We start from the raw sequence: 20,309 nt of genomic DNA, 5'->3' as shown, positions 1-20,309 counted from the left end.
GGACCGACCAGTGTACGACTCGTCCCGCTACGGCGCGTCGGACATTTCCTTACCGCGCGTTGAAGTACTTCGCCTCCGGGTGGTGGATGACGATCGCGTCCGTGGACTGCTCCGGGTGGAGCTGGAACTCCTCGGAGAGGTGGACACCGATCCGCTCGGGCTGCAGCAGGTCGGCGATCTTCGCCCGGTCCTCCAGGTCGGGGCAGGCCCCGTAGCCGAGGGAGAAGCGTGCGCCGCGGTACTTCAGCGCGAACATGTCCTCGACTGCGGCCGGGTCCTCGCCGCCGAAGCCGAGCTCGGAACGGACCCGGGCGTGCCAGTACTCGGCGAGGGCCTCGGCGAGCTGGACGGAGAGACCGTGCAGCTCCAGGTAGTCGCGGTAGGAATTGGCCTCGAAGAGCTTGGCGGTCTCGCCGCCGATCTTCGAGCCGACGGTGACGACCTGGAGGCCGATCACGTCCGTCTCACCGGTCTCCTCCGGGCGGAAGAAGTCCGCGAGGCAGAGGCGGCGGCCGCGGCGCTGGCGCGGGAAGGTGAAGCGGGTGCGCTCGGAACCGTCCTCGTGCAGCAGGATCAGGTCGTCGCCCTTGGAGACGCACGGGAAGTAGCCGTAGACCACGGCGGCTTCCAGCAGGTTCTCCGTGTGCAGCTTGTCGAGCCAGCCGCGCAGGTGCGGGCGGCCCTCGGTCTCCACGAGCTCCTCGTACGTCGGTCCGTCACCGGCGCGGGCCTGCTTGAGGCCCCACTGGCCCTTGAAGAGCGCACCCTCGTCGAGCCAGGAGGCGTACTCCTTGAGCTGGATGCCCTTGACGACACGGGTGCCCCAGAACGGCGGTTCGGGGACCCGGTTGTCAGTGGCGACATCGGACCGTACGCCGTCCTCGGGCTCCTCGACCTCCAGCACGGCGGTCTCCCGCTTGGGGACGCGGCGCTGCTTGAGCTCGGGGAGGGCGGCGCCGGGGACGCCGCGCTTGACCGCGACCAGGGCGTCCATCAGGCGCAGGCCCTCGAACGCGTCGCGGGCGTAGCGGACCTCGCCCTCGTAGATCTCGTGGAGGTCCTGCTCGACATAGGCCCTGGTGAGAGCCGCGCCGCCGAGGATCACCGGATATTCGGCGGCCAGCTTGCGCTGGTTCAGCTCCTCCAGGTTCTCCTTCATGATCACGGTGGACTTCACCAGGAGACCGGACATCCCGATGACATCGGCGCGGTGCTCCTCCGCGGCTTCGAGGATCGCGGAGACCGGCTGCTTGATGCCGATGTTGACGACGTTGAAGCCGTTGTTGGACAGGATGATGTCGACGAGGTTCTTGCCGATGTCATGGACGTCGCCGCGGACGGTGGCCAGCACGATCGTGCCCTTGCCCTCCGCGTCGGACTTCTCCATGTGCGGTTCCAGGTAGGCCACGGCGGACTTCATGACCTCGGCGGACTGGAGCACGAACGGCAACTGCATCTGACCGGAGCCGAACAGCTCGCCGACGACCTTCATGCCCTCGAGCAGCGTGTCGTTGACGATGTCGAGAGCCGGACGGGCCTGCAGTGCCTCGTCGAGGTCGGTCTCCAGGCCGTTCTTCTCCCCGTCGATGATGCGGCGCTGGAGGCGCTCGTCGAGCGGCAGCGCGAGAAGCTCCTCGGCCTTGCCGGCCTTCATCGACTTCATGTTGACGCCCTCGAAGAGCTCCATGAGCCGCTGCAGCGGGTCGTAGCCTTCGGCGCGGCGGTCGTAGATGAGGTCGAGTGCGACCTTGACCTGCTCCTCCTCCAGGCGCGCGATCGGCAGGATCTTCGAGGCGTGCACGATGGCGGAGTCGAGACCGGCCTTGACGCACTCGTCGAGGAAGACGGAGTTCAGGACGACCCTGGCGGCCGGGTTGAGGCCGAAGGAGATGTTCGACAGCCCGAGTGTGGTCTGGACCTCGGGATGGCGCCGCTTCAGTTCGCGGATGGCGCCGATGGTGGCGACGCCGTCCTTGCGGGACTCCTCCTGCCCGGTGCAGATGGTGAAGGTCAGTGTGTCGATGAGGATGTCCGACTCATGGATGCCCCAGTTGCCGGTCAGGTCCTCGATCAGCCGCTCGGCGACGGCGACCTTGTGCTCGACGGTGCGGGCCTGGCCGTCCTCGTCGATCGTGAGAGCGATCAGCGCGGCGCCGTGCTCGGCGGCCAGTCGCGTGACCTTGGCGAAGCGCGACTCGGGTCCGTCGCCGTCCTCGTAGTTGACGGAATTGAGAACCGCCCGGCCGCCGAGCTTCTCCAGACCGGCCCGCAGGACCGGCAGTTCGGTGGAGTCGAGCACGATCGGGAGCGTGGAGGCGGTGGCGAAGCGTCCGGCCAGTTCCTCCATGTCCGCGACACCGTCCCGGCCGACGTAGTCGACGCAGAGGTCGAGCATGTGCGCGCCCTCCCGGATCTGGTCACGCGCCATCTCCACGCAGTCGTCCCAGCGGGCCTCCAGCATGGCCTCGCGGAACTTCTTGGATCCGTTGGCGTTCGTACGCTCGCCGATGGCGAGGTACGAGGTGTCCTGGCGGAACGGGACGGTCTGGTACAGCGAGGCGGCGCCGGGCTCGGGGCGCGGGTCGCGCGGGGTGAGGGCGGCGCCGCGGACGCGTTCGACGACCTGGCGCAAGTGCTCCGGAGTCGTACCGCAGCAGCCGCCGACCAGCGAGAGGCCGTACTCCTGGACGAACGTCTCCTGCGCGTCGGCCAGTCCGTCGGGACCGAGCGGGAAGTGCGCGCCGTCCCTGGTGAGCACCGGCAGTCCGGCGTTGGGCATGCAGAGCAACGGGATACGGGAGTGACGCGTGAGGTAGCGCAGGTGCTCGCTCATCTCCGCCGGGCCCGTCGAGCAGTTCAGGCCGATCATGTCGACGCCGAGCGGTTCGAGCGCGGTCAGCGCCGCGCCGATCTCCGAGCCGAGCAGCATGGTGCCGGTCGTCTCGAACGCCAGCGAGCACAGCAGCGGGAGGTCGCTGCCCATCGCCTCCAGCGCCCGCCGCGCACCCAGTACCGCGGCCTTGGTCTGGAGAAGGTCCTGCGTCGTCTCGACGATGAGCGCGTCCGCGCCGCCGGCGATCAGTCCTTCGGCGTTCTGCTGGAAACCGTCGCGGAGCACGGTGTACGACGCATGGCCCAGCGTCGGCAGCTTGGTGCCGGGGCCCATGGAGCCGAGCACCCAGCGCTGCTGCCCGGTGGAGGCAGTGAACTCGTCGGCCACCTCGCGGGCGATGCGCGCGCCGGACTCGGACAGTTCATGGATGCGCCCGGGAATGTCGTACTCGCCCAGGGCGGAGGCGTTGGCACCGAAGGTGTTCGTCTCGACGCAGTCCACGCCGACCGCGAAGTACTCCTCGTGCACCGAGCGCACGATGTCCGGGCGGGTGACGTTGAGGATCTCGTTGCAGCCCTCGAGGTGCTGGAAGTCCTCAAGGGTGGGGTCCTGCGCCTGGAGCATGGTGCCCATGGCACCGTCGGCCACCACCACGCGGGTGGCGAGTGCCTCGCGGAGGGCTTCGGCTCGGTTCCGGCTGTCGGCGGAAGGGTTCGGCGACGGGGCCATGGATGTACTCCCAGGGATGCGACGGCTGTCGGCTTTGCGGCCTCGGTGGAGGCCGCACCCCGTCAGGGTAGCCGGGCGCCGCCTTCGAGCGTCACCGTGTCCCACGGAACGGACGGCATGCTGTGCGGGGGAATGTCCGGGGCGGTGCGGCGGAGCGGGATCGCCGAACGACCGAGCAATAGTCGGCATCGACCGATAGTGTTCAGCATTGTCGAACCATAGTGGAGGAGTACGGCGTCATGGCCAAGAACATCCAGTCGCTCGAACGGGCGGCGGCGATGCTGCGTCTGCTGGCGGGCGGCGAACGACGGCTGGGACTGTCCGACATCGCCTCCTCCCTGGGCCTGGCCAAGGGCACCGCGCACGGCATTCTGCGCACGCTGCAGCACGAGGGCTTCGTGGAGCAGGACACGGCTTCGGGGCGCTATCAGCTGGGCGCCGAGCTGCTGCGCCTGGGCAACAGCTATCTGGACGTCCACGAGCTGCGGGCGCGCGCCCTGGTCTGGACGGACGACCTGGCCCGCTCCAGTGGCGAGAGTGCCCACCTGGGGGTCCTGCACCAGCAGGGCGTCCTGATCGTGCACCACGTCTTCCGCCCCGACGACAGCAGACAGGTCCTGGAGGTCGGGGCCATGCAGCCGCTGCACTCCACCGCGCTGGGCAAGGTGCTCGCGGCGTACGACCCGGTGGCGCACACCGAGGCGGTCGAGGCCGAGCGGCAGCCTTTCACCCCACGCACCGTGACCGACCTGGAGGAGTTCGAGTCGGTGCTCTCGCTGACCCGGGCGCGCGGCTGGGCGGCCGACGTGGAGGAGACGTGGGAGGGGGTGGCCGCGGTGGCCGCGCCGATCCACGACCGGCGCCGGATGCCGGTCGGCGCGGTTGCGGTGACCGGAGCGGTGGAACGCGTGTGCTCCGGGGGCGAGCTCCGCCCGGAGCTGGTCGCGGCAGTACGGGACTGCGCCCGGGCGGTTTCCCGGGATCTCGGCGCCGGGCGCTTCTGACCGTACCGGCGGATCATCGGTAACGATCGGATCAAGGGCCCAGGAACTCTTGACGCTTCATTCACCAGGGGGAAACACTGCCGTTCATCGGTCGGCATTGTCGAACACTTAACGGCAATACACGCTAAGGTGTGACAGTGCCAAGGGCCGGTCACGCCCTCATCTGAGGGCACGGACCACCGGAGCGACCCGGGGTTCGGCTTCCCTGGACGAAGGACAAAGGAGTCACGGGTGTCCAGCTCCGACATCTTTATCGGCGAGACCATCGGTACCGCCGTACTCATCCTGCTCGGCGGCGGTGTCTGTGCCGCCGTCACTCTCAAGCACTCCAAGGCGCAGAACGCCGGCTGGCTCGCCATCACCTTCGGGTGGGGCTTCGCGGTGCTGACCGCCGCGTATCTGGCCGGCGGGGTGTCGGGGGCACACCTCAACCCCGCGGTCACCATCGGCCTTGCGATCAAGGGCAGCACCGCATGGAGCGACGTACCGCTGTACCTCGGCTCCCAGCTGCTCGGCGCGATGATCGGCGCGGTGCTGGTCTGGCTGACGTACTACGGGCAGTTCCGGACCCATCTGACCGACCCGGCGACCCTGTACAGCCAGCCGAGTGAAGAGGGCATGGTCGACCAGGCCGCCGCCCCGAAGGCCGGCCCGGTGCTGGGCATCTTCTCGACGGGCCCGGAGATCCGGAACGCCGTCCAGAACGTGATCACCGAAGTCATCGCCACCGTCGTGCTCGTCCTGGCGATCCTCACGCAGGGTCTGAACAACAACGGTGACGGCCTCGGCACGCTCGGCGCGCTGATCACCTCCCTGGTCGTCGTCGCCATCGGTCTCTCGCTCGGCGGCCCGACCGGTTACGCAATCAACCCGGTTCGCGACCTAGGGCCGCGTATCGTGCACGCGCTGCTGCCGCTGCCGAACAAGGGCGGCTCCGACTGGGGCTACGCCTGGGTCCCGGTCGTCGGCCCCCTCATCGGCGGTGCGATCGCGGGCGGGCTCTACAACGTCGCCTTCGCGTGAGCCGTAGAGCTCAGAGTCGTCACCCTCAGATCTCACAGACCTCCAGGAGCACACCGTGACCGACGCACACACCACCGGCCCGTTCATCGCGGCCATCGACCAGGGCACCACCTCCAGCCGCTGCATCGTCTTCGACAAGGACGGCCGGATCGTCTCCGTCGACCAGAAGGAGCACGAGCAGATCTTCCCGAAGCCCGGCTGGGTCGAGCACAACGCGACCGAGATCTGGGAGAACGTCCAGGAGGTCGTCGCCGGCGCCATCGTCAAAGCGGGCATCAGCGCCGCCGACGTCAAGGCGATCGGCATCACCAACCAGCGCGAGACCACGGTGCTCTGGGACAAGAACACCGGTGAGCCCGTCCACAACGCGATCGTCTGGCAGGACACCCGCACCGACGTGCTCTGCAAGGAGCTCGGCCGCAATGTCGGCCAGGACCGGTTCCGCCGCGAGACCGGGCTGCCACTCGCCTCGTACTTCTCCGGACCCAAGGTCCGCTGGCTGCTCGACAACGTCGAGGGACTGCGCGAGCGCGCCGAGCGCGGCGACATCCTCTTCGGCACCATGGACTCCTGGGTCATCTGGAACCTGACCGGCGGCGCCGACGGCGGCGTGCACGTCACCGACGTCACCAACGCCTCGCGCACCCTCCTGATGAACCTGCGCGAGTTGACGTGGGACCAGCGGATCCTCCAGTCGATGGAGATCCCCGCCACCGTGCTGCCGGAGATCCGGTCCTCCGCCGAGGTGTACGGCATCGCCAAGGACGGCATCCTGGCCGGCGTCCCGGTCGCGTCCGCGCTCGGCGACCAGCAGGCAGCCCTCTTCGGCCAGACCTGCTTCTCCGAGGGCGAGGCCAAGTCCACGTACGGCACGGGCACCTTCATGCTGATGAACACCGGCGAGACGCCCGTCAACTCGTACAACGGACTGCTGACGACCGTCGGCTACCGGATCGGCGACCAGAAGCCGGTCTACGCCCTGGAAGGTTCCATCGCCGTCACCGGTTCGCTCGTGCAGTGGATGCGCGACCAGATGGGTCTGATCAAGTCCGCCGCCGAGATCGAGACGCTGGCCTCGTCGGTCGAGGACAACGGCGGCGCGTACTTCGTGCCCGCCTTCTCCGGTCTCTTCGCCCCGTACTGGCGCTCCGACGCCCGCGGTGTCATCGCCGGACTCACCAGGTACGTCACCAAGGCGCACATCGCCCGTGCCGTCCTCGAGGCCACCGCCTGGCAGACCCGCGAGATCACCGACGCCATGACCAAGGACTCCGGCGTCGAGCTGGCCGCCCTCAAGGTCGACGGCGGTATGACCTCCAACAACTTGCTGATGCAGACGCTCGCCGACTTCCTGGACGCGCCCGTGGTGCGGCCCATGGTCGCCGAGACGACCTGCCTCGGCGCCGCCTACGCCGCCGGTCTCGCCGTCGGCTTCTGGCCGGACACCGACGCGCTGCGCGCCAACTGGCGCCGGGCCGCCGAGTGGACCCCCCGCATGGACGCGGACATCCGCGAACGTGAGTACAAGAGCTGGCTCAAGGCCGTGGAACGTTCCATGGGCTGGCTCGACGACAACACTGCCGAGGAGTAATCGACATGACCACCCTGCAGAGCGTCCCGGCACTCGGGACGCATCCGGCCTCCGGCTCCCTTCCGAGCCGCGCCGAGACTCGGGAGCAGCTCTCCAAGGCGACGTACGACCTCCTGGTGATCGGTGGCGGAATCCTGGGCATCTCCACCGCCTGGCACGCCGCGCAGTCCGGGCTGCGGGTGGCCCTGGTGGACGCCGGCGACTTCGCCGGCGCCACCTCCTCCGCTTCCTCCAAGCTGCTCCACGGCGGTCTGCGCTACCTGCAGACCGGCGCGGTGAAGCTGGTCGCGGAGAACCACTTCGAGCGCCGTGCGGTGTCCCGCCAGGTGGCTCCGCACCTGGCCAATCCGCTCACCTTCTACCTGCCGGTCTACAAGGGCGGCCCGCACGGCGCGGCCAAGCTCGGCGCGGGTGTGTTCGCGTACTCGGCGCTGTCCGCGTTCGGTGACGGCGTCGGCCATGTGATCAGCCCGGCGAAGGCGCAGCGCGATGTGCCGGAGCTGCGCACGGACAATCTGAAGGCCGTCGCGGTCTACGGCGACGACCAGATGAACGACGCCCGGATGGCGCTGATGACGGTCCGCGCGGCCGTCGACGCGGGTGCGGTCGTCCTCAACCATGCCGCGGTCACCGGGCTGCGGTTCACCAAGGGCCGGGTGACGGGCGCCGACCTCGAGGACCGTACGGACGGCACGGAGTTCGGCGTCACCGCCCGGCTGGTGCTGAACGCCACCGGCCCGTGGGTCGACCACCTGCGGAAGATGGAGGACCCGAACGCGGCGCCTTCGATACGCCTGTCCAAGGGCGCGCACCTCGTACTGAAGCGCACCCGCCCCTGGAAGGCCGCGCTGGCCACTCCGATCGACAAGTACCGCATCACGTTCGCCCTGCCGTGGGAGGACATGCTGCTGCTCGGCACGACGGACGAGGAGTACGAGGGCGATCCGGCGGATGTCGCGGTCAACGAGAAGGACACCGCGCAGATCCTCGACGAGGCGGCGTTCTCGATCAAGGACCAGCAGCTGTCCCGCGATCTGATCACGTACTCCTTCGCGGGTCTGCGGGTGCTGCCGGGCGGTCCCGGCGACACCTCCAAGGCCAAGCGCGAGACGGTCGTGACGGAGGGCCGCGGTGGGATGCTCTCGGTCGCGGGCGGCAAGTGGACAACCTTCCGCCACATCGGCCGTACGGTGATGAACAAGCTGGCCTCGCTCCCCGGGCACCCGCTGGCCGATGACATGGAGCCCATGGCGCATCTGCCGAAGAAGCTCCCGCTGCCCGGTATCGCCAACCCGAACGCGGTCGCGCACCGGCTGCTGATCGACGGCGGAACGCCCGGCCCGCGGATGTCCGCCGACACCGCCCGGCACCTCGCCACGCACTACGGCTCGCTCTCCTTCGACATCGCGCGGCTGGCGAACGAGAACCCGGCGCTGGCCGAGCGCATCCACCCGGACGCGCCGGAGATCTGGGCACAGGTCGCCTACGCGCGTGACCACGAGTGGGCGGAGACGGCCGACGACGTGCTGCGCCGCCGCACAACGCTGACGATCCGGGGCCTGGCCACGGACGAGATCCGGACCAGGGTCGAGGGAATGCTGGCCGACAAGGGCTGACCGGCACCGGCAAGGGCCGAGGCACACGCGGGCGGGGGCGGTTCCCACGGGGGGAGCCGCCCCCGCCCGCGTAACCGCTGTGACCTGGGGCGCCGGTGGACGTGCCCTACACCGCATCGAGCGGGTTGGGGCCGAGCCACCCCGAACAGATCGGGACGCTGCAGCGCTTCGCGGAGGAAGTCGCTCCGGTGGTACGGCACGAGGCTGCCTCGACGCTCGGGAACGGAGCGATCGATCAGCTCCTCTGGCAGACGGGGTTCTTCCGTCTGATCCGACCCCCATAATGAAGGGATACATCGGATGTCTTGTGCCGGGGTCTGATCCCGTCCGAATCCAGGAGGACCGTCATGGCTGTCACCGACGAGGCGATCGAGAAGATCAAGGGAATGATCGTCTCGGGTGCGCTGCGGCCAGGCGACCGGCTGCCCAAGGAGAGCGAACTCGCGGCGGAGCTCGGGCTCTCCCGCAACTCGCTGCGGGAGGCCGTCCGCGCCCTGTCGCTGATCCGCATCCTCGACGTCCGGCAGGGCGACGGCACGTACGTCACCAGCCTCGACCCGCAGCTGCTGCTGGAGGCGTTGAGCTTCGTCGTGGACTTCCACCGCGACGACACGGTGCTGGAGTTCCTGGCGGTCCGCCGGATCCTGGAGCCCGCGGCGACGGCGATGGCGGCGACGCGGATCAGCGAGGCGCAGCTGGATGTGCTGAGCTCCCAGCTGGACGCGCTGGGCGCGCAGCCGTCGGTGGAGGAGCTGGTCGCCTGCGACCTGGAGTTCCACCGCGGCATCGTGCAGTCGTCCGGTAATTCGGTGCTCTGCTCGCTGCTCGACGGTCTCTCCGGGCCGACGACGCGGGCCCGTGTCTGGCGCGGACTGACGCAGGAGGACGCGGTCAGCCGGACGCTGCACGAGCACCGGGCGATCGTGTCGGCGCTGCGGGACCGGGACGCGGAGGCTGCGCGGGCCTGGGCGACGGTGCATGTGGCGAGCGTGGAGCAGTGGCTGAGGTCGACGCTGTGACATGTGTACGGGCCGGTGCGCGGAGGGTTCCGCGCACCGGCCCGTACGGACCCCGGTTCAGTCCTGCTTCTCGCCGCTCGCGAAGCGCGAGATGACCAGGGCGACGATGATGATGGCGCCGTTGAGGAACTGGTTCCACAGCGCCGGGACGCCGCCGAGGGTCATCACATTGACCACCAGCTGCAGCGTCAGTACGCCGGTCAGCGCACCGAACAGCGTGCCACGACCACCCTTGAGGCTGATGCCGCCGATGACCGCCGCGGCGAACACCTGGAAGATCCAGCCGTTGCCCTGGGTCGCGGCGACCGCCCCGTAGTGGCCGGTGTAGAGGATGCCCGCGAAGGCCGCCAGCAGACCGCCGATGGCGAGCACGATCCAGGTGACCCGGTCGACCCGGATGCCCGCGGCCCGCGCCGCTTCCGGGTTGCCCCCGATCGCGTACAGCGAACGTCCGTGGCGCAGCCAGGCCAGCGCCGCGCCGCCGATCGCGAAGAGCACGAGGCAGATCCAGACCGCGGCCGGTGCGCCGAGCCATTCGCTCTTGCCGAGGTAGCGGAACGACTCCGGGACGTCGGTGATGGACTTGCCCTCGGTGATGCCGATGTGGAGTCCGCGCAGCATGGTGAGCATGCCGAGCGTGGCGATGAAGCCGTTGACCCGCAGTTTCAGCATCAGGAAGCCGTTGATCGCACCGATCGCGAGCCCCACCAGCAGGCAGAGCGGGATCGCCGACCAGGCGGGCAGCAGGCCAAGGCCGGCGAAGCGGCCGCCCTCGGTGGGCAGCACCAGCCACATGGCGACGACGGGCGCGATGCCGATCGTCGACTCCAGCGACAGGTCCATCCGTCCGCAGATGAGGATCAGGGCCTGGCCGAGGACCAGCAGGCTGAGTTCGGAGGACTGCTGGACGACGCTGATCAGGTTGTCGGAGGTGAGAAAGACCGGCGAGACGATGAAGCCGATCACCATCAGCACCAGGATCACCGGCACCAGCGAGAAGTCGCTCCACCGGATCAGCTTGAGCCGGCTCAGCGGGCTGTCGCCGCCGAACCCGCCCCCCAGTCCCCCGTTGATGTCGTCGGCCGTCGTCGGCCGTATCGTGCCGGTCATTCCCTTTCCCCCACACCTTCCATGGCGGCGACGAGTTCCCCGTCGGTCCACCCGCTTCCGAACGCCCCGACCACGCGCCCGTGGAACAGGGCGAGCACCCGGTCGCAGACCCGCAGGTCGTCCAGCTCGTCCGAGACGACGACTGCGGCATTGCCCTCGTCGGCGACCCGCCGGACGACGCCGAGCAGCGAGTCCTTGGACTTGACGTCCACACCCGCGGTGGGCCGGACCGCGACGAGCACGCTCGGCTTGCGGGCCAGTGCGCGGGCGACCACCACCTTCTGCTGGTTGCCGCCCGACAGCCCGGCGACGGGCTGTTCGGGTCCCTGTGTCTTGATGTCCAGCGACTCGATCATCGACCGTGCGAACTCCCTGGTGCGGGAGGGCAGTACGGTCCCCCACGGGCCGAGCTGGTCGGTGACCGTGAGGGTGGCGTTCTCGGCGACGCTGCGGCCCAGGACGAGGCCCTGGTCGTGCCGGTCCTCGGGGATGTATCCGATCCCGGCGTCCAGCGCGTGCGGCACGCTGCCGGACGGCACCGTTCTCCCGTGTACGTAGACCGTGCCGCCGCCGGCCTTCCGCATCCCCGCGAGCGTCTCACCGAGCGCGGTGTTGCCGCTCGCCGCGGATCCGGCGAGACCGAGCACCTCGCCGGGGCGGACCTGGAGGTCCAGCGGCTCGAACTGGCCCTCCAGGGAGAGCCCTTCGGTGCGCAGAACGGGCTCAGCCGACGCGTCCCGTACCGCTGCCCTGTCACCGCCCGCGTGCCAGGCGGCGGGTCCGCTGCCCTTCTCGCCCGTCATCGCCGTGACCAGTTCGGTCTTGGTGAGGTCGGCGACCGGGGCGGTCAGGACGTGGCGGGCGTCACGGTAGACGGTGACCGCGGTGCACAGGTCGTACACCTCCTGCAGGTGGTGGGAGATGAACAGGAACGCCACTCCCTGGCTCTGCAGTTCCCTGAGCTTGTCGAAGAGCCGCCCGATGCCACGGGCGTCGAGCTGGGCGGTCGGTTCGTCGAGGATGATCAGCCGGGCGCCGAAGGACAGCGCCCGGGCGATCTCGACGAACTGCCGCTGCTCCACGGCCAGATCCCTGGCCCGGGTGTTGGGGTCGACCTCGACCCCGTACTCGGCGAGGAGCTGCTCCGCGCGCCTGCGGAGCCTCCCCCAGCTGATCCACCGCGACTCGTCGTCCAGCCGGCCGAGGAAGAGGTTCTCGGCGACGGTCAGATCGGGGACGACCATGGACTTCTGGTAGACGCACGCGACCTTCGACTGCCAGGCTGTGGTGTCCCCGAAGGCGGGCGCGGGCTCCCCGCCGAAGCGGACCGTGCCCGCGTCCGCCTTGTGCAGCCCCGTCAGGACGCTGACCAGCGTGGACTTTCCCGCGCCGTTACGGCCGACGAGGGCATGGGACTCCCCGGGCTGCACGGTGAGCTGCACACCGTCGAGCGCCACGGTGGGCCCGAAGCGTTTGACGACGCCTTCCGCCTGTACGGCAGGTGGTGGTTCCTGGTCCATGGCTAGCTCTTCTTCTCCAGCTGATTGGCCCACAGCTTCGGGTCGTCGACGTTGTCCTTGGTCACCAGGGGCGCGGGAAGCTGGTCCTCGAAGCCGTTCGGGATCTTGATGATGTTCGAGTCGTGGTCGGTCGGTCCCTCCTTGAAGGTCTTACCGTCCAGTGCCGCCTTGGCGTAGTACAGCGCGTACTTCGCGTACAGGTCGGCGGGCTGCGAGATCGTCGCGTCGATCTTGCCCGCCCTGATGGCGTCGAACTCCTCCGGGATGCCGTCGTTGGAGATGATCGTGATGTGGCCCGCCGTACCGGCCGGCTTCAGCAGCTTCTTCTGCTCCAGCAGCGCGAGGGTCGGCTGCAGGAAGACACCGCCGGCCTGCATGTAGATGCCGTTGATGTCGGGGTTCGCGGCGAGAGTGGACTGGAGCTTGGCGGACGCGACGTCGCCCTTCCAGTCGGTGGCCAGCTCGAAGACCTTGATGCCCGGGTAGTCCTTGTCCATGCAGGCCTTGAACGCCTCGGACCGGTCGCGGCCGTTGATCGAGGACAGGTCGCCCTGGAACTCGACGACCTTGCCCTTGCCCTTCAGCTGCTCGCCGAGGTACTTGCAGGCGTTGGTTCCGTACGCCTTGTTGTCGGCGCGGACGACCATGTAGACGTTGCCCTTGTCGGGGCGGGTGTCGACGCTGATGACCGGGATCTTCTTGTCGTTCAGCGAGTTCAGCGACTCGGCGATGGCGCCGGTGTCCTGCGGGGCCATCACGACGGCCTTGGCGCCCTGGTCGGTGAACGTCTGGACATTGGCGACGAGCTTGCCGATGTCGTTCTGCGAGTTGGTCAGCGGCAGTGCCTTGACCTCACCCGACTTGACGCCCTGCTCGACGTAGTTCTGGTACGAGTTCCAGAAGTCGCTGTCGCTGCGCGGCAGGTCGATACCGACCTTCCCGGCGCCCGCGCCGCCATCGGTGGACTCGCGGTTGCAGCCCGCGAGGGCAGTGACGGCCAGCAGCACGGCGCAGGCTGCCGCACTCGTCGTACGCACTCTCATTGATGTCCCGTCCTTTGTGGAGTACTGGCTCGGTGCTCGATTGGGTGGTGCGGCTCGTGCTCGGTGGGGTGGATCAGTTGCCGGCGGGCCGCAGGCGCAGGCCCTGCATGCCGCCGTCGACCGCGAGCGCCGTGCCCGTGACGGAGGCGGCGGCGGGGCTGGCGAGGTAGACGATCGCGGCGGCGACCTCGTCGGCCGACACGAGTCGTCCCAGCGGCTGGCGGGCGTTGAGTGCGGCGCGTTCGGCGGCCGGGTCGTCGGCCTGGCCGAGGAGCCGGCCGATCCACGGGGTGTCCGCGGTGCCAGGGTTGACGCAGTTGACGCGAACACCTTCGCGGACGTGATCGGCGGCCATGGCGAGGGTCAGCGAGAGCACCGCGCCCTTGCTGGCGCTGTACAGGGCGCGCTGCGGCAGTCCGGCGGTCGCCGCGATGGAACAGGTGTGGGTGATCGAGACGGCGCCGGGCCGGTCGGCCGCCGCACGCCGCAGATGGGGCAGGGCGTGCCGGGCGGTGCGGACCATGCCGAGGACATTGATGTCCAGGACCCGGGTCCACTCGTCGTCGGCGTTGTCCTCGACGGTGCCGATCGAGCCGATGCCCGCGTTGGACACGACGGTGTGCAGCGAGCCCAGTTCGGCGGCTGCCCGGTCGACCGCCTCGCGCACGGCGTCGTCGTCGGTGACGTCCGCCTTCACGGCGAGGGCGCCCTCGGGGGCGCCCGCGGTCTCCCGGTCGAGCACGGCCACGCGCGCGCCGCGTTCCAGCAGCAGCGTCGCGACGGAGGCCCCGATACCGGAGGCGCCGCCCGTCACCAGGGCGGACATCCCGTCGAAGTCGCTTGTGGCGGTCATCAGTTGGCCTCCTCGGGCGTGCGGCGGGCCTGCCATACGGGGCCCTCCGGGTAACGGTGTGCGGCGATCGAGTCGGGGAGCATCCGGGCGGAGAATCCCGGGGAGGTCGGGGCGACGTAGCGGCCCCCTTCGATCACGATGGGGTCGGCGAAGTGTTCGTGGAGGTGGTCGACGTACTCGATCACGCGGTTCTCCCAGCTGCAGGAGACCGCCACGTAGTCGAACATCGACAGATGCTGCACCAGCTCGCACAGTCCGACACCGCCCGCGTGCGGGCAGACCGGTACGCCGAACTTGGCGGCGAGCAGCAGGATCGCCAGGTTCTCGTTGACGCCCGCGACGCGCGCCGCGTCGATCTGGACGAAGTCGACGGCGCCGGCCTGAAGCAGCTGCTTGAACACGACGCGATTGGCGACGTGTTCACCGGTGGCGACCTTGACCGGCTGCCCGGCCCGGACTGCGGCGTGCCCGAGGATGTCGTCGGGGCTGGTCGGCTCCTCGATCCAGTGCGGGTCGAACGGCGCGAGCGCGGTCATCCACTCCACCGCGTCGGCAACGTCCCACCGCTGGTTGGCGTCGACGGCGATCCTGATGTCCGGTCCGACGGCCTCGCGGGCCAGGGAGAGCCGGCGCACGTCGTCGCCGAGGTCTCCGCCGACCTTCAGCTTGATCTGGGTGAAGCCGTCCGCGACGGCCTCCTTCGCCAGTCGGACCAGCTTGTCGTCGGCGTAGCCGAGCCAGCCGGGCGACGTGGTGTACGCGGGGTAGCCCTCGGCACGCAGCCGTTCGGCTCGCCCGGCGCGGCCCGGTTCGGCCGTCCGGAGGATCTCGAGGGCCTCATCCGGGGTGAGGACGTCGGTGAGATAGCGGAAATCGACGAGGGAGACGAGCTCCTCCGGAGTCATTTCGGCAAGGAACTGCCAGACGGGTCTGCCCGCCTGCTTCGCGGCCAGGTCCCAGGCGGCGTTGACGACCGCGCCCGCCGCCATGTGCATCACGCCCTTCTCCGGGCCGAGCCAGCGCAGTTGCGAGTCATGGGTGAGCTCGTGGTACAGCGCGCCGAGATCGGCGGCGGTACGGGGGGCCGGGCGGCCGACCACGTACGGGCGCAGCGCGTCGATCGCGGCCGCCATCACCTCGTTGCCGCGCCCGATGGTGAAGCAGAAGCCATGACCCTCGATACCGGCTCCGTCGTCGTCCGAGCCGTCCGGGGCATCCGTACGCAGTACGACATAGGCGGCGGAGTAGTCGGGATCGGGGTTCATGGCGTCCGAGCCGTCCAGTTGCTCCGAGGTCGGGAAACGGATGTCGTGGACCTCGAAGTCCGTGACGGTCTGGCTCATGTGCGCCCCCAGGGGAATAACATCGGACCTCTGTTCCGGTCATCCGATGTATAGCGCCATGAAGGCGCCAACGTCCAGAGTTGAGCCGAAATTGACCGGACACAGCTCGGATGAATTCGGAGGCCGGCGCCCCGGTTGGGCCGGTGATGCACCCCCCTGGGGCCAGGCTCACCCGGCCATGGACAGGGACTGCGGCGATGATGCCCCGACGCCGTAACGGCCTCCCCCGCGAGAGGGAGTGGGGCAGTGAGCGGCGTTGTGCGGCTTCGATGGCAAGGCGGAGGACGGAGTCGCCGCGGAGCGCCGGTGACCGACGACAACGCCACCAGCGGAACCGCAGGGCGCCGGGAGCCCACTCCCTGCCGCGGGGGAGGCCGTAAGGTTGGTTCGTACGCAAGGGAACTTCGGAAGGAGGCCTGGGTGATCGAGCTCGCGGGGGTTCCCGAGCTGATCGACCCGGTCATGGTGGCCGCGTTCGAGGGGTGGAACGACGCAGGTGACGCCGCCTCCACAGCGGTCGCGCACCTGGACCGGGAGTGGAAGGGCGAGGTGTTCGCGGCGCTCGACGCCGAGGACTACTACGACTTCCAGGTCAACCGGCCGACGGTCTGGCTGGACGGCGGGGTACGCAAGATCACCTGGCCCACTACGCGGCTCTCCGTGGTCCGTATCGGCGGGGACAAACCCCGCGATCTCGTCCTGGTCCGCGGTATCGAGCCGTCGATGCGCTGGCGCTCGTTCTGCAACGAGATCCTGGGCTTCGCCCACGAGCTGGGCGTCGAGATGGTGGTGGTGCTGGGCGCGCTGCTCGGCGACACCCCGCACACCCGCCCGGTGCCGGTCAGCGGAGTCACCTCCGACCCGGATCTGGCACGGACCATGGATCTGGAGGAGACCCGGTACGAGGGACCAACGGGCATCGTCGGCATCCTTCAGGAGGCGTGCACGCATGCGGGTGTGCCCGCGGTGAGCCTCTGGGCGGCCGTGCCGCACTACGTGTCGCAGCCGCCCAACCCGAAGGCCACCATGGCGCTGCTGAACCGCCTGGAGGACCTGCTCGGACTGCGCATCCCGCTGGGCGAACTGCCTGAGGACGCGCGGGCCTGGCAGCTCGGGGTCGATCAACTGGCCGCCGAGGACAGCGAAGTGGCGGAGTACGTGCAGACGCTGGAGGAGGCCCGGGACACCGCGGAGCTTCCCGAGGCGACGGGCGAAGCCATCGCCCGGGAGTTCGAGCGGTATCTGCGGCGCCGGGACATCGGCCCGGGCTCCGGACCGGGTCAGGCGCCGGGCGGGCATGCGACGGAGGGCGGCGACGCCTCGTATCTGCGCGACACGTCGAGCGGCCGCACCAGGCCGCCCAAGCCGTCGCGGCCGGAGACGGGGACATCACCGGGAACCTCTGGTGAGCCCGCTCAGGAGCAACCCTCCGGCGACGACAACGACTCCGAAGATTCATCGGAGGACTGACGGCGGTGCGCCGGGCGGGCACTCGACCCGCCCGGCGCATCACTGCCCAACCGGCTTCTCAGGAGCAGCTGAAGCGCGCCGCGGCCCAGTCGCCGTGGTCACCGGTCTTGGATCCGTTGGTGTCGGTGACCTTCAGATGCACATGGCGCGCACCGGTGACGTCCACATCGACCGGCACGGTGGCCGATGCCCCGGTCACCCTCGGCGAGGTCCACAGCACCTTGCCGTCCGCCTCGACGGAGAACGCCACTTCGCCGTAGCCGTTGATCTCGTCGTCGATCCCGGCGTCCGCGGTGAACGTGGTGCAGCGTCCGCCGAGATAGACCTCGATGTCGGAGTCGGCGTGGCTGCCGATCCCCTTCGCGTAGGTCTTCCCGGCGAGGGTGAGAGTGTGTCCGTCGGTCGCGCCCGACTCGCCGTTACTGCGGTCGCGTTCGGCCGGGCCGTAGCCGTTGGTCGACTTCAGCCACACCATGTCGCTCGCCCAGGTGTCGGCGGTCGGCGGCTCGGGCATCACCGCGGCCGCGAACCGCTGGACGGTGGTACGGGATTCGCCCGCCGCCCGGTAACGGGCGAGCGCGGTGATCCGGGCCTCGCCTGTGGCGTCCTTCGCCGGGGTGACCGCCACCTCGACCCGCCGGGTGGTGCCCGCCGGGATCCGGTCCACGGTGTTCGCCGGGGTGACCTGCCAGCCCTCAGGGACGTCCAGGCTGACCGCGGCGTCCGTCACATCGGCGCTGCCCGCGGTGACATCGACGGCCACCGTGCCCGCGACGCCCGCCCCGACCTCCTGCCCGTCCGGCGCGGAGACGACGGCCGTGGCGGCCGCGTTCTTCCCGCCGACGGCGCTGGTGTCCTCCAACTTCACACTGAACTTCTTGCCGGTGGAGAGCGGCGCTGTCTTGATCTTCACGACTCCGCCGCGGTCGTCCCGGTCGTACCACCAGCCCTGCTTCGCGTTCTTGTACGCGGCCGCGGAACCCAGCCGGGGCAGCTTGCCGTCGAGCTTCACCGCGCTCGGCGCGGACCCGGTGTGCACGCTGAACTCGTACGGCCGCCTGCTCTGCTTTCCGGTGAAGTCCCCCTTGCTCGCACCGATGTTCACAGTGATATCGCCCGCGCCCCGGACGGGTGCGTCGACGTCCGCCCGCTGGGTGGCGTACCTGCCGTCACGGTGCTGCCGGGTGACACCGTCGTCCTCGTAGAGCGTGAAGGAGGACGCACCCTGCGGGTAGATGTCCCAGGCCAGCGAGGAGTCGGCGGTCCGGTCCTGGTACGAGCGGATGCCCGGCCACATCGGCACACTGGCTCCGGCCTTCACGAAGAGCGGCAGGGTGTCGAGCGGGGCGCTGTAGTTGTCGACGGTGGTGGGCCCCTGATAGGTGCGGCCGCTCCAGTAGTCGATCCAGGTGCCCTTCGGCAGATAGATCCCGTCGCGGTGGGTGCTGTCCTGGTAGACGGGTGCGACCAGGAAGTCCTCGCCGGACATGAACTCGTACTTCGCCGCGTCCGTCGCGGCCTTCGGGTCGTCCGGATATTCGAGGACGAGCGGGCGGACCATGCCGACGCCGGTCTTGGTCGCCTCGTGCGCGTACGAGTACTGGTACGGCAGCAGCGACTCCTTGAGCTTGAGGTAGTCGCGGTTGATGGAGGTGTAGGGCTCGCCGTAACGGAAGGGCTGCTTGTCGCTGGCCGCCCAGCCGTCCATCGTCATCGTGGTGCCCAGGAACATCTTCCACTGGAGGTCACGGGTGTACGTCTTGGCGCTGCCGCCGAAGATGCCGTCGACGTCGCCCGTCGTGTAGGCGAGTCCAGACATCGTGGCACCCGCGTAGGTCGGGATCTGCCAGCGGATGTAGTCCCAGGTGCCGGACTGGTCACCGGACCACTGGACGCCGCAGCGCTGCGCGCCCGCCCAGCTCTCCGGGGCGTAGGTGAAGCCGCGGGCGTCGCTGTTGTCCTCGATGCCCTTGTAGGCGTCCTTGCAGCCGTCCAGCGCGAACTTGTAGCCCGCGCCGACCCAGGCGACGTCCAGCTTGGCGACCCGCTGGCCCGCCTTGACCTGGTCGGCGATCTTGTCGATGCCGTCCTCGGTCCACAGGCCGAGCTGCATGCCGCGGTCCTGGAGACCCTTGGTGGTCTCGGCGAGGTCCTCGTGGCCGCAGCCGTAACCGTCGTTGACCAGCATCCAGCCGTTCGGCATGTCGTGCTCGACGTAACCGTCGGCGACCTTCAGGGCATCCAGGGTGTGGCGCTCACCGCGGTTGGCATTGTGCAGGTAGCAGTCGGAGTCGCCGATCTCCATCCCGTACACGGGCGGCAGGAAGGGCTTGCCGGTGAGCTTCGTGTACTGCCCGATGACGTCCTTGGCGTCGTCGCCGGCGAAGTAGTAGGCGTCGAAGCGCTGTTCCTTCGCGCTGGTGGTCACCGGGTCGGTGAACGCGTAGGTGTTGGGCGCGTAGGTGTTGCGGAAGACGCCGTACCCGGCGGAGGAGAGGTAGAACGGCACGGAGTTGGGGTGACCGCCGTCGTTCCAGTTGTAGTCGACGCCGACCTCGACGGTCTTGTCGCGGTGCGAGGTGTTGCCGCGCCCGTTCTGCATGCCTGCACCGTAGAACTGCTCGTCGGCGCCGCGGGCCAGCGTCTGGGTGGTGCGCTTCCCGTCCCAGCTCAGCCCCTTGGCCTCGGACCAGACGAGGCTGCCGTCCGCCCGGTGGAGCTCGAAGCGCAGCGGCGACTTGTAGGCGCGCAGCGTGACGCTGTCGGTGGACAGCTCGTACCGGTCGCTCTTCTCGTTCCACCGGGTGTGCGGCGGGGCGCCCTGCGGCAGGACGATCTCGTCGCCGGTCGGGTCGGAGAACGTACCGTCCGGGGCCAGTTCGATACGGAAGGTCTCGTCGGTGACGAAGCTGACCCGGGCCTCGGCGGAGCCGGCTCTGAGGTGGTAGACGGACCCGTCGGCGGAGAAGCCGCTCAGATCACCGACCGTCGTGGCCTCGGGCGCGGCGGGTTCGGCCTGTGCGCTGCCGGGTCCCGCAAACACGGCGGCCAGTCCCAGCAGAGCTGCAACTGCCACCATCCTGATGCGCGTTGATGATTGCATAGGGAGCTTTTAGCGCAACAGCGAGCATTTGACCATGGATAAAACGGGACCG

General features: G+C 69.3%; 13 protein-coding genes. 6 read left to right on the top strand and 7 right to left on the bottom strand.

Features of this window, described 5'->3' with window-relative positions; translation table 11 throughout:
- Nucleotides 1-49: 49 nt before the first annotated feature.
- Entirely contained in the window at nucleotides 50-3,562 is a 3,513-nt protein-coding gene (gene metH / locus AB0915_RS08065; RefSeq protein ID WP_366690276.1) for a methionine synthase, read from the bottom strand.
- A 239-nt stretch (nucleotides 3,563-3,801) separates the two neighbouring features.
- Between metH and AB0915_RS08060 the strand changes: the two genes are divergently transcribed.
- The 5 genes from AB0915_RS08060 (at nucleotide 3,802) to AB0915_RS08040 (ending at nucleotide 9,815) form a co-directional block, all read left to right on the top strand.
- Nucleotides 3,802-4,566 (top strand): IclR family transcriptional regulator, encoded by a 765-nt coding sequence (locus AB0915_RS08060; protein WP_366690275.1) that lies wholly within the window; start codon nucleotides 3,802-3,804, stop codon nucleotides 4,564-4,566.
- Between the two features lie 231 nt (nucleotides 4,567-4,797).
- Nucleotides 4,798-5,589, top strand: a complete 792-nt coding sequence (locus AB0915_RS08055) for an MIP/aquaporin family protein (RefSeq protein ID WP_366690274.1) — start codon at nucleotides 4,798-4,800, stop codon at nucleotides 5,587-5,589.
- 55 nt (nucleotides 5,590-5,644) lie between these two features.
- A complete protein-coding gene (gene glpK, locus AB0915_RS08050) occupies nucleotides 5,645-7,180 on the top strand; it encodes a glycerol kinase GlpK (protein WP_366690273.1) in 1,536 nt (511 codons plus the stop codon).
- 5 nt (nucleotides 7,181-7,185) lie between these two features.
- The gene (locus AB0915_RS08045; protein ID WP_366690272.1) at nucleotides 7,186-8,796 is read left to right on the top strand and encodes a glycerol-3-phosphate dehydrogenase/oxidase; all 1,611 of its coding nucleotides are present in this window, start codon (nucleotides 7,186-7,188) and stop codon (nucleotides 8,794-8,796) included.
- A gap of 347 nt (nucleotides 8,797-9,143) precedes the next feature.
- A complete protein-coding gene (locus AB0915_RS08040) occupies nucleotides 9,144-9,815 on the top strand; it encodes a FadR/GntR family transcriptional regulator (RefSeq protein ID WP_037700470.1) in 672 nt (223 codons plus the stop codon).
- A 57-nt stretch (nucleotides 9,816-9,872) separates the two neighbouring features.
- On the opposite strand, the gene AB0915_RS08035 is transcribed toward AB0915_RS08040, so the two are convergent.
- The 5 genes from AB0915_RS08035 to AB0915_RS08015 all read right to left on the bottom strand — a co-directional run bounded on the left by AB0915_RS08035 (nucleotide 9,873) and on the right by AB0915_RS08015 (nucleotide 15,684).
- Nucleotides 9,873-10,925, bottom strand: coding sequence for an ABC transporter permease (locus AB0915_RS08035; RefSeq protein WP_366690271.1), 1,053 nt, complete (start codon nucleotides 10,923-10,925; stop codon nucleotides 9,873-9,875).
- Entirely contained in the window at nucleotides 10,922-12,445 is a 1,524-nt protein-coding gene (locus AB0915_RS08030) for a sugar ABC transporter ATP-binding protein (protein ID WP_366690270.1), read from the bottom strand. The genes AB0915_RS08035 and AB0915_RS08030 overlap by 4 nt, the downstream gene beginning before the upstream one ends.
- Before the next feature lie 2 nt (nucleotides 12,446-12,447).
- On the bottom strand, nucleotides 12,448-13,488 hold the full coding sequence (locus AB0915_RS08025) for a sugar ABC transporter substrate-binding protein (protein ID WP_366690269.1): 1,041 nt from the start codon (nucleotides 13,486-13,488) through the stop codon (nucleotides 12,448-12,450).
- Nucleotides 13,489-13,561: 73 nt separating this feature from the next.
- Entirely contained in the window at nucleotides 13,562-14,341 is a 780-nt protein-coding gene (locus AB0915_RS08020) for an SDR family oxidoreductase (RefSeq protein ID WP_366690268.1), read from the bottom strand.
- Nucleotides 14,341-15,684 carry an L-fuconate dehydratase gene (locus AB0915_RS08015; protein ID WP_366690267.1) on the bottom strand — a complete coding sequence of 448 codons (1,344 nt, stop codon included), beginning with the start codon at nucleotides 15,682-15,684 and terminating at the stop codon, nucleotides 14,341-14,343. The genes AB0915_RS08020 and AB0915_RS08015 overlap by 1 nt, the downstream gene beginning before the upstream one ends.
- 420 nt (nucleotides 15,685-16,104) lie before the next feature.
- Here AB0915_RS08015 and AB0915_RS08010 point away from each other — a divergent pair, with 420 nt between their 5' ends.
- Nucleotides 16,105-17,154 carry a PAC2 family protein gene (locus tag AB0915_RS08010; RefSeq protein WP_366690266.1) on the top strand — a complete coding sequence of 350 codons (1,050 nt, stop codon included), beginning with the start codon at nucleotides 16,105-16,107 and terminating at the stop codon, nucleotides 17,152-17,154.
- A gap of 58 nt (nucleotides 17,155-17,212) precedes the next feature.
- Here the strand turns inward: AB0915_RS08010 and AB0915_RS08005 are convergent, their stop codons facing one another.
- A complete protein-coding gene (locus AB0915_RS08005) occupies nucleotides 17,213-20,257 on the bottom strand; it encodes an NPCBM/NEW2 domain-containing protein (RefSeq protein ID WP_366690265.1) in 3,045 nt (1,014 codons plus the stop codon).
- Nucleotides 20,258-20,309 lie beyond the last annotated feature (52 nt).

Origin of the sequence: Streptomyces sp. NPDC048411 (genome assembly GCF_040704695.1) — a bacterium.
Taxonomy (GTDB): domain Bacteria; phylum Actinomycetota; class Actinomycetes; order Streptomycetales; family Streptomycetaceae; genus Streptomyces.
The sequence above is the reverse complement of the archived record's forward strand: the minus strand, read 5'-3'. Positions and strand labels throughout refer to the sequence as shown.

Excerpts from the sequence above, each read along its gene's own strand:
- AB0915_RS08005 (WP_366690265.1), bottom strand. The coding sequence starts at position 20,257 with ATGCAATCATCAACGCGCATCAGGATGGTGGCAGTTGCAGCTCTGCTG.
- metH (WP_366690276.1), bottom strand. The coding sequence starts at position 3,562 with ATGGCCCCGTCGCCGAACCCTTCCGCCGACAGCCGGAACCGAGCCGAA.
- AB0915_RS08015 (WP_366690267.1), bottom strand. The coding sequence starts at position 15,684 with ATGAGCCAGACCGTCACGGACTTCGAGGTCCACGACATCCGTTTCCCG.
- AB0915_RS08030 (WP_366690270.1), bottom strand. The coding sequence starts at position 12,445 with ATGGACCAGGAACCACCACCTGCCGTACAGGCGGAAGGCGTCGTCAAA.
- AB0915_RS08040 (WP_037700470.1), top strand. The coding sequence starts at position 9,144 with ATGGCTGTCACCGACGAGGCGATCGAGAAGATCAAGGGAATGATCGTC.
- AB0915_RS08045 (WP_366690272.1), top strand. The coding sequence starts at position 7,186 with ATGACCACCCTGCAGAGCGTCCCGGCACTCGGGACGCATCCGGCCTCC.
- AB0915_RS08060 (WP_366690275.1), top strand. The coding sequence starts at position 3,802 with ATGGCCAAGAACATCCAGTCGCTCGAACGGGCGGCGGCGATGCTGCGT.
- AB0915_RS08025 (WP_366690269.1), bottom strand. The coding sequence starts at position 13,488 with ATGAGAGTGCGTACGACGAGTGCGGCAGCCTGCGCCGTGCTGCTGGCC.
- AB0915_RS08035 (WP_366690271.1), bottom strand. The coding sequence starts at position 10,925 with ATGACCGGCACGATACGGCCGACGACGGCCGACGACATCAACGGGGGA.
- AB0915_RS08020 (WP_366690268.1), bottom strand. The coding sequence starts at position 14,341 with ATGACCGCCACAAGCGACTTCGACGGGATGTCCGCCCTGGTGACGGGC.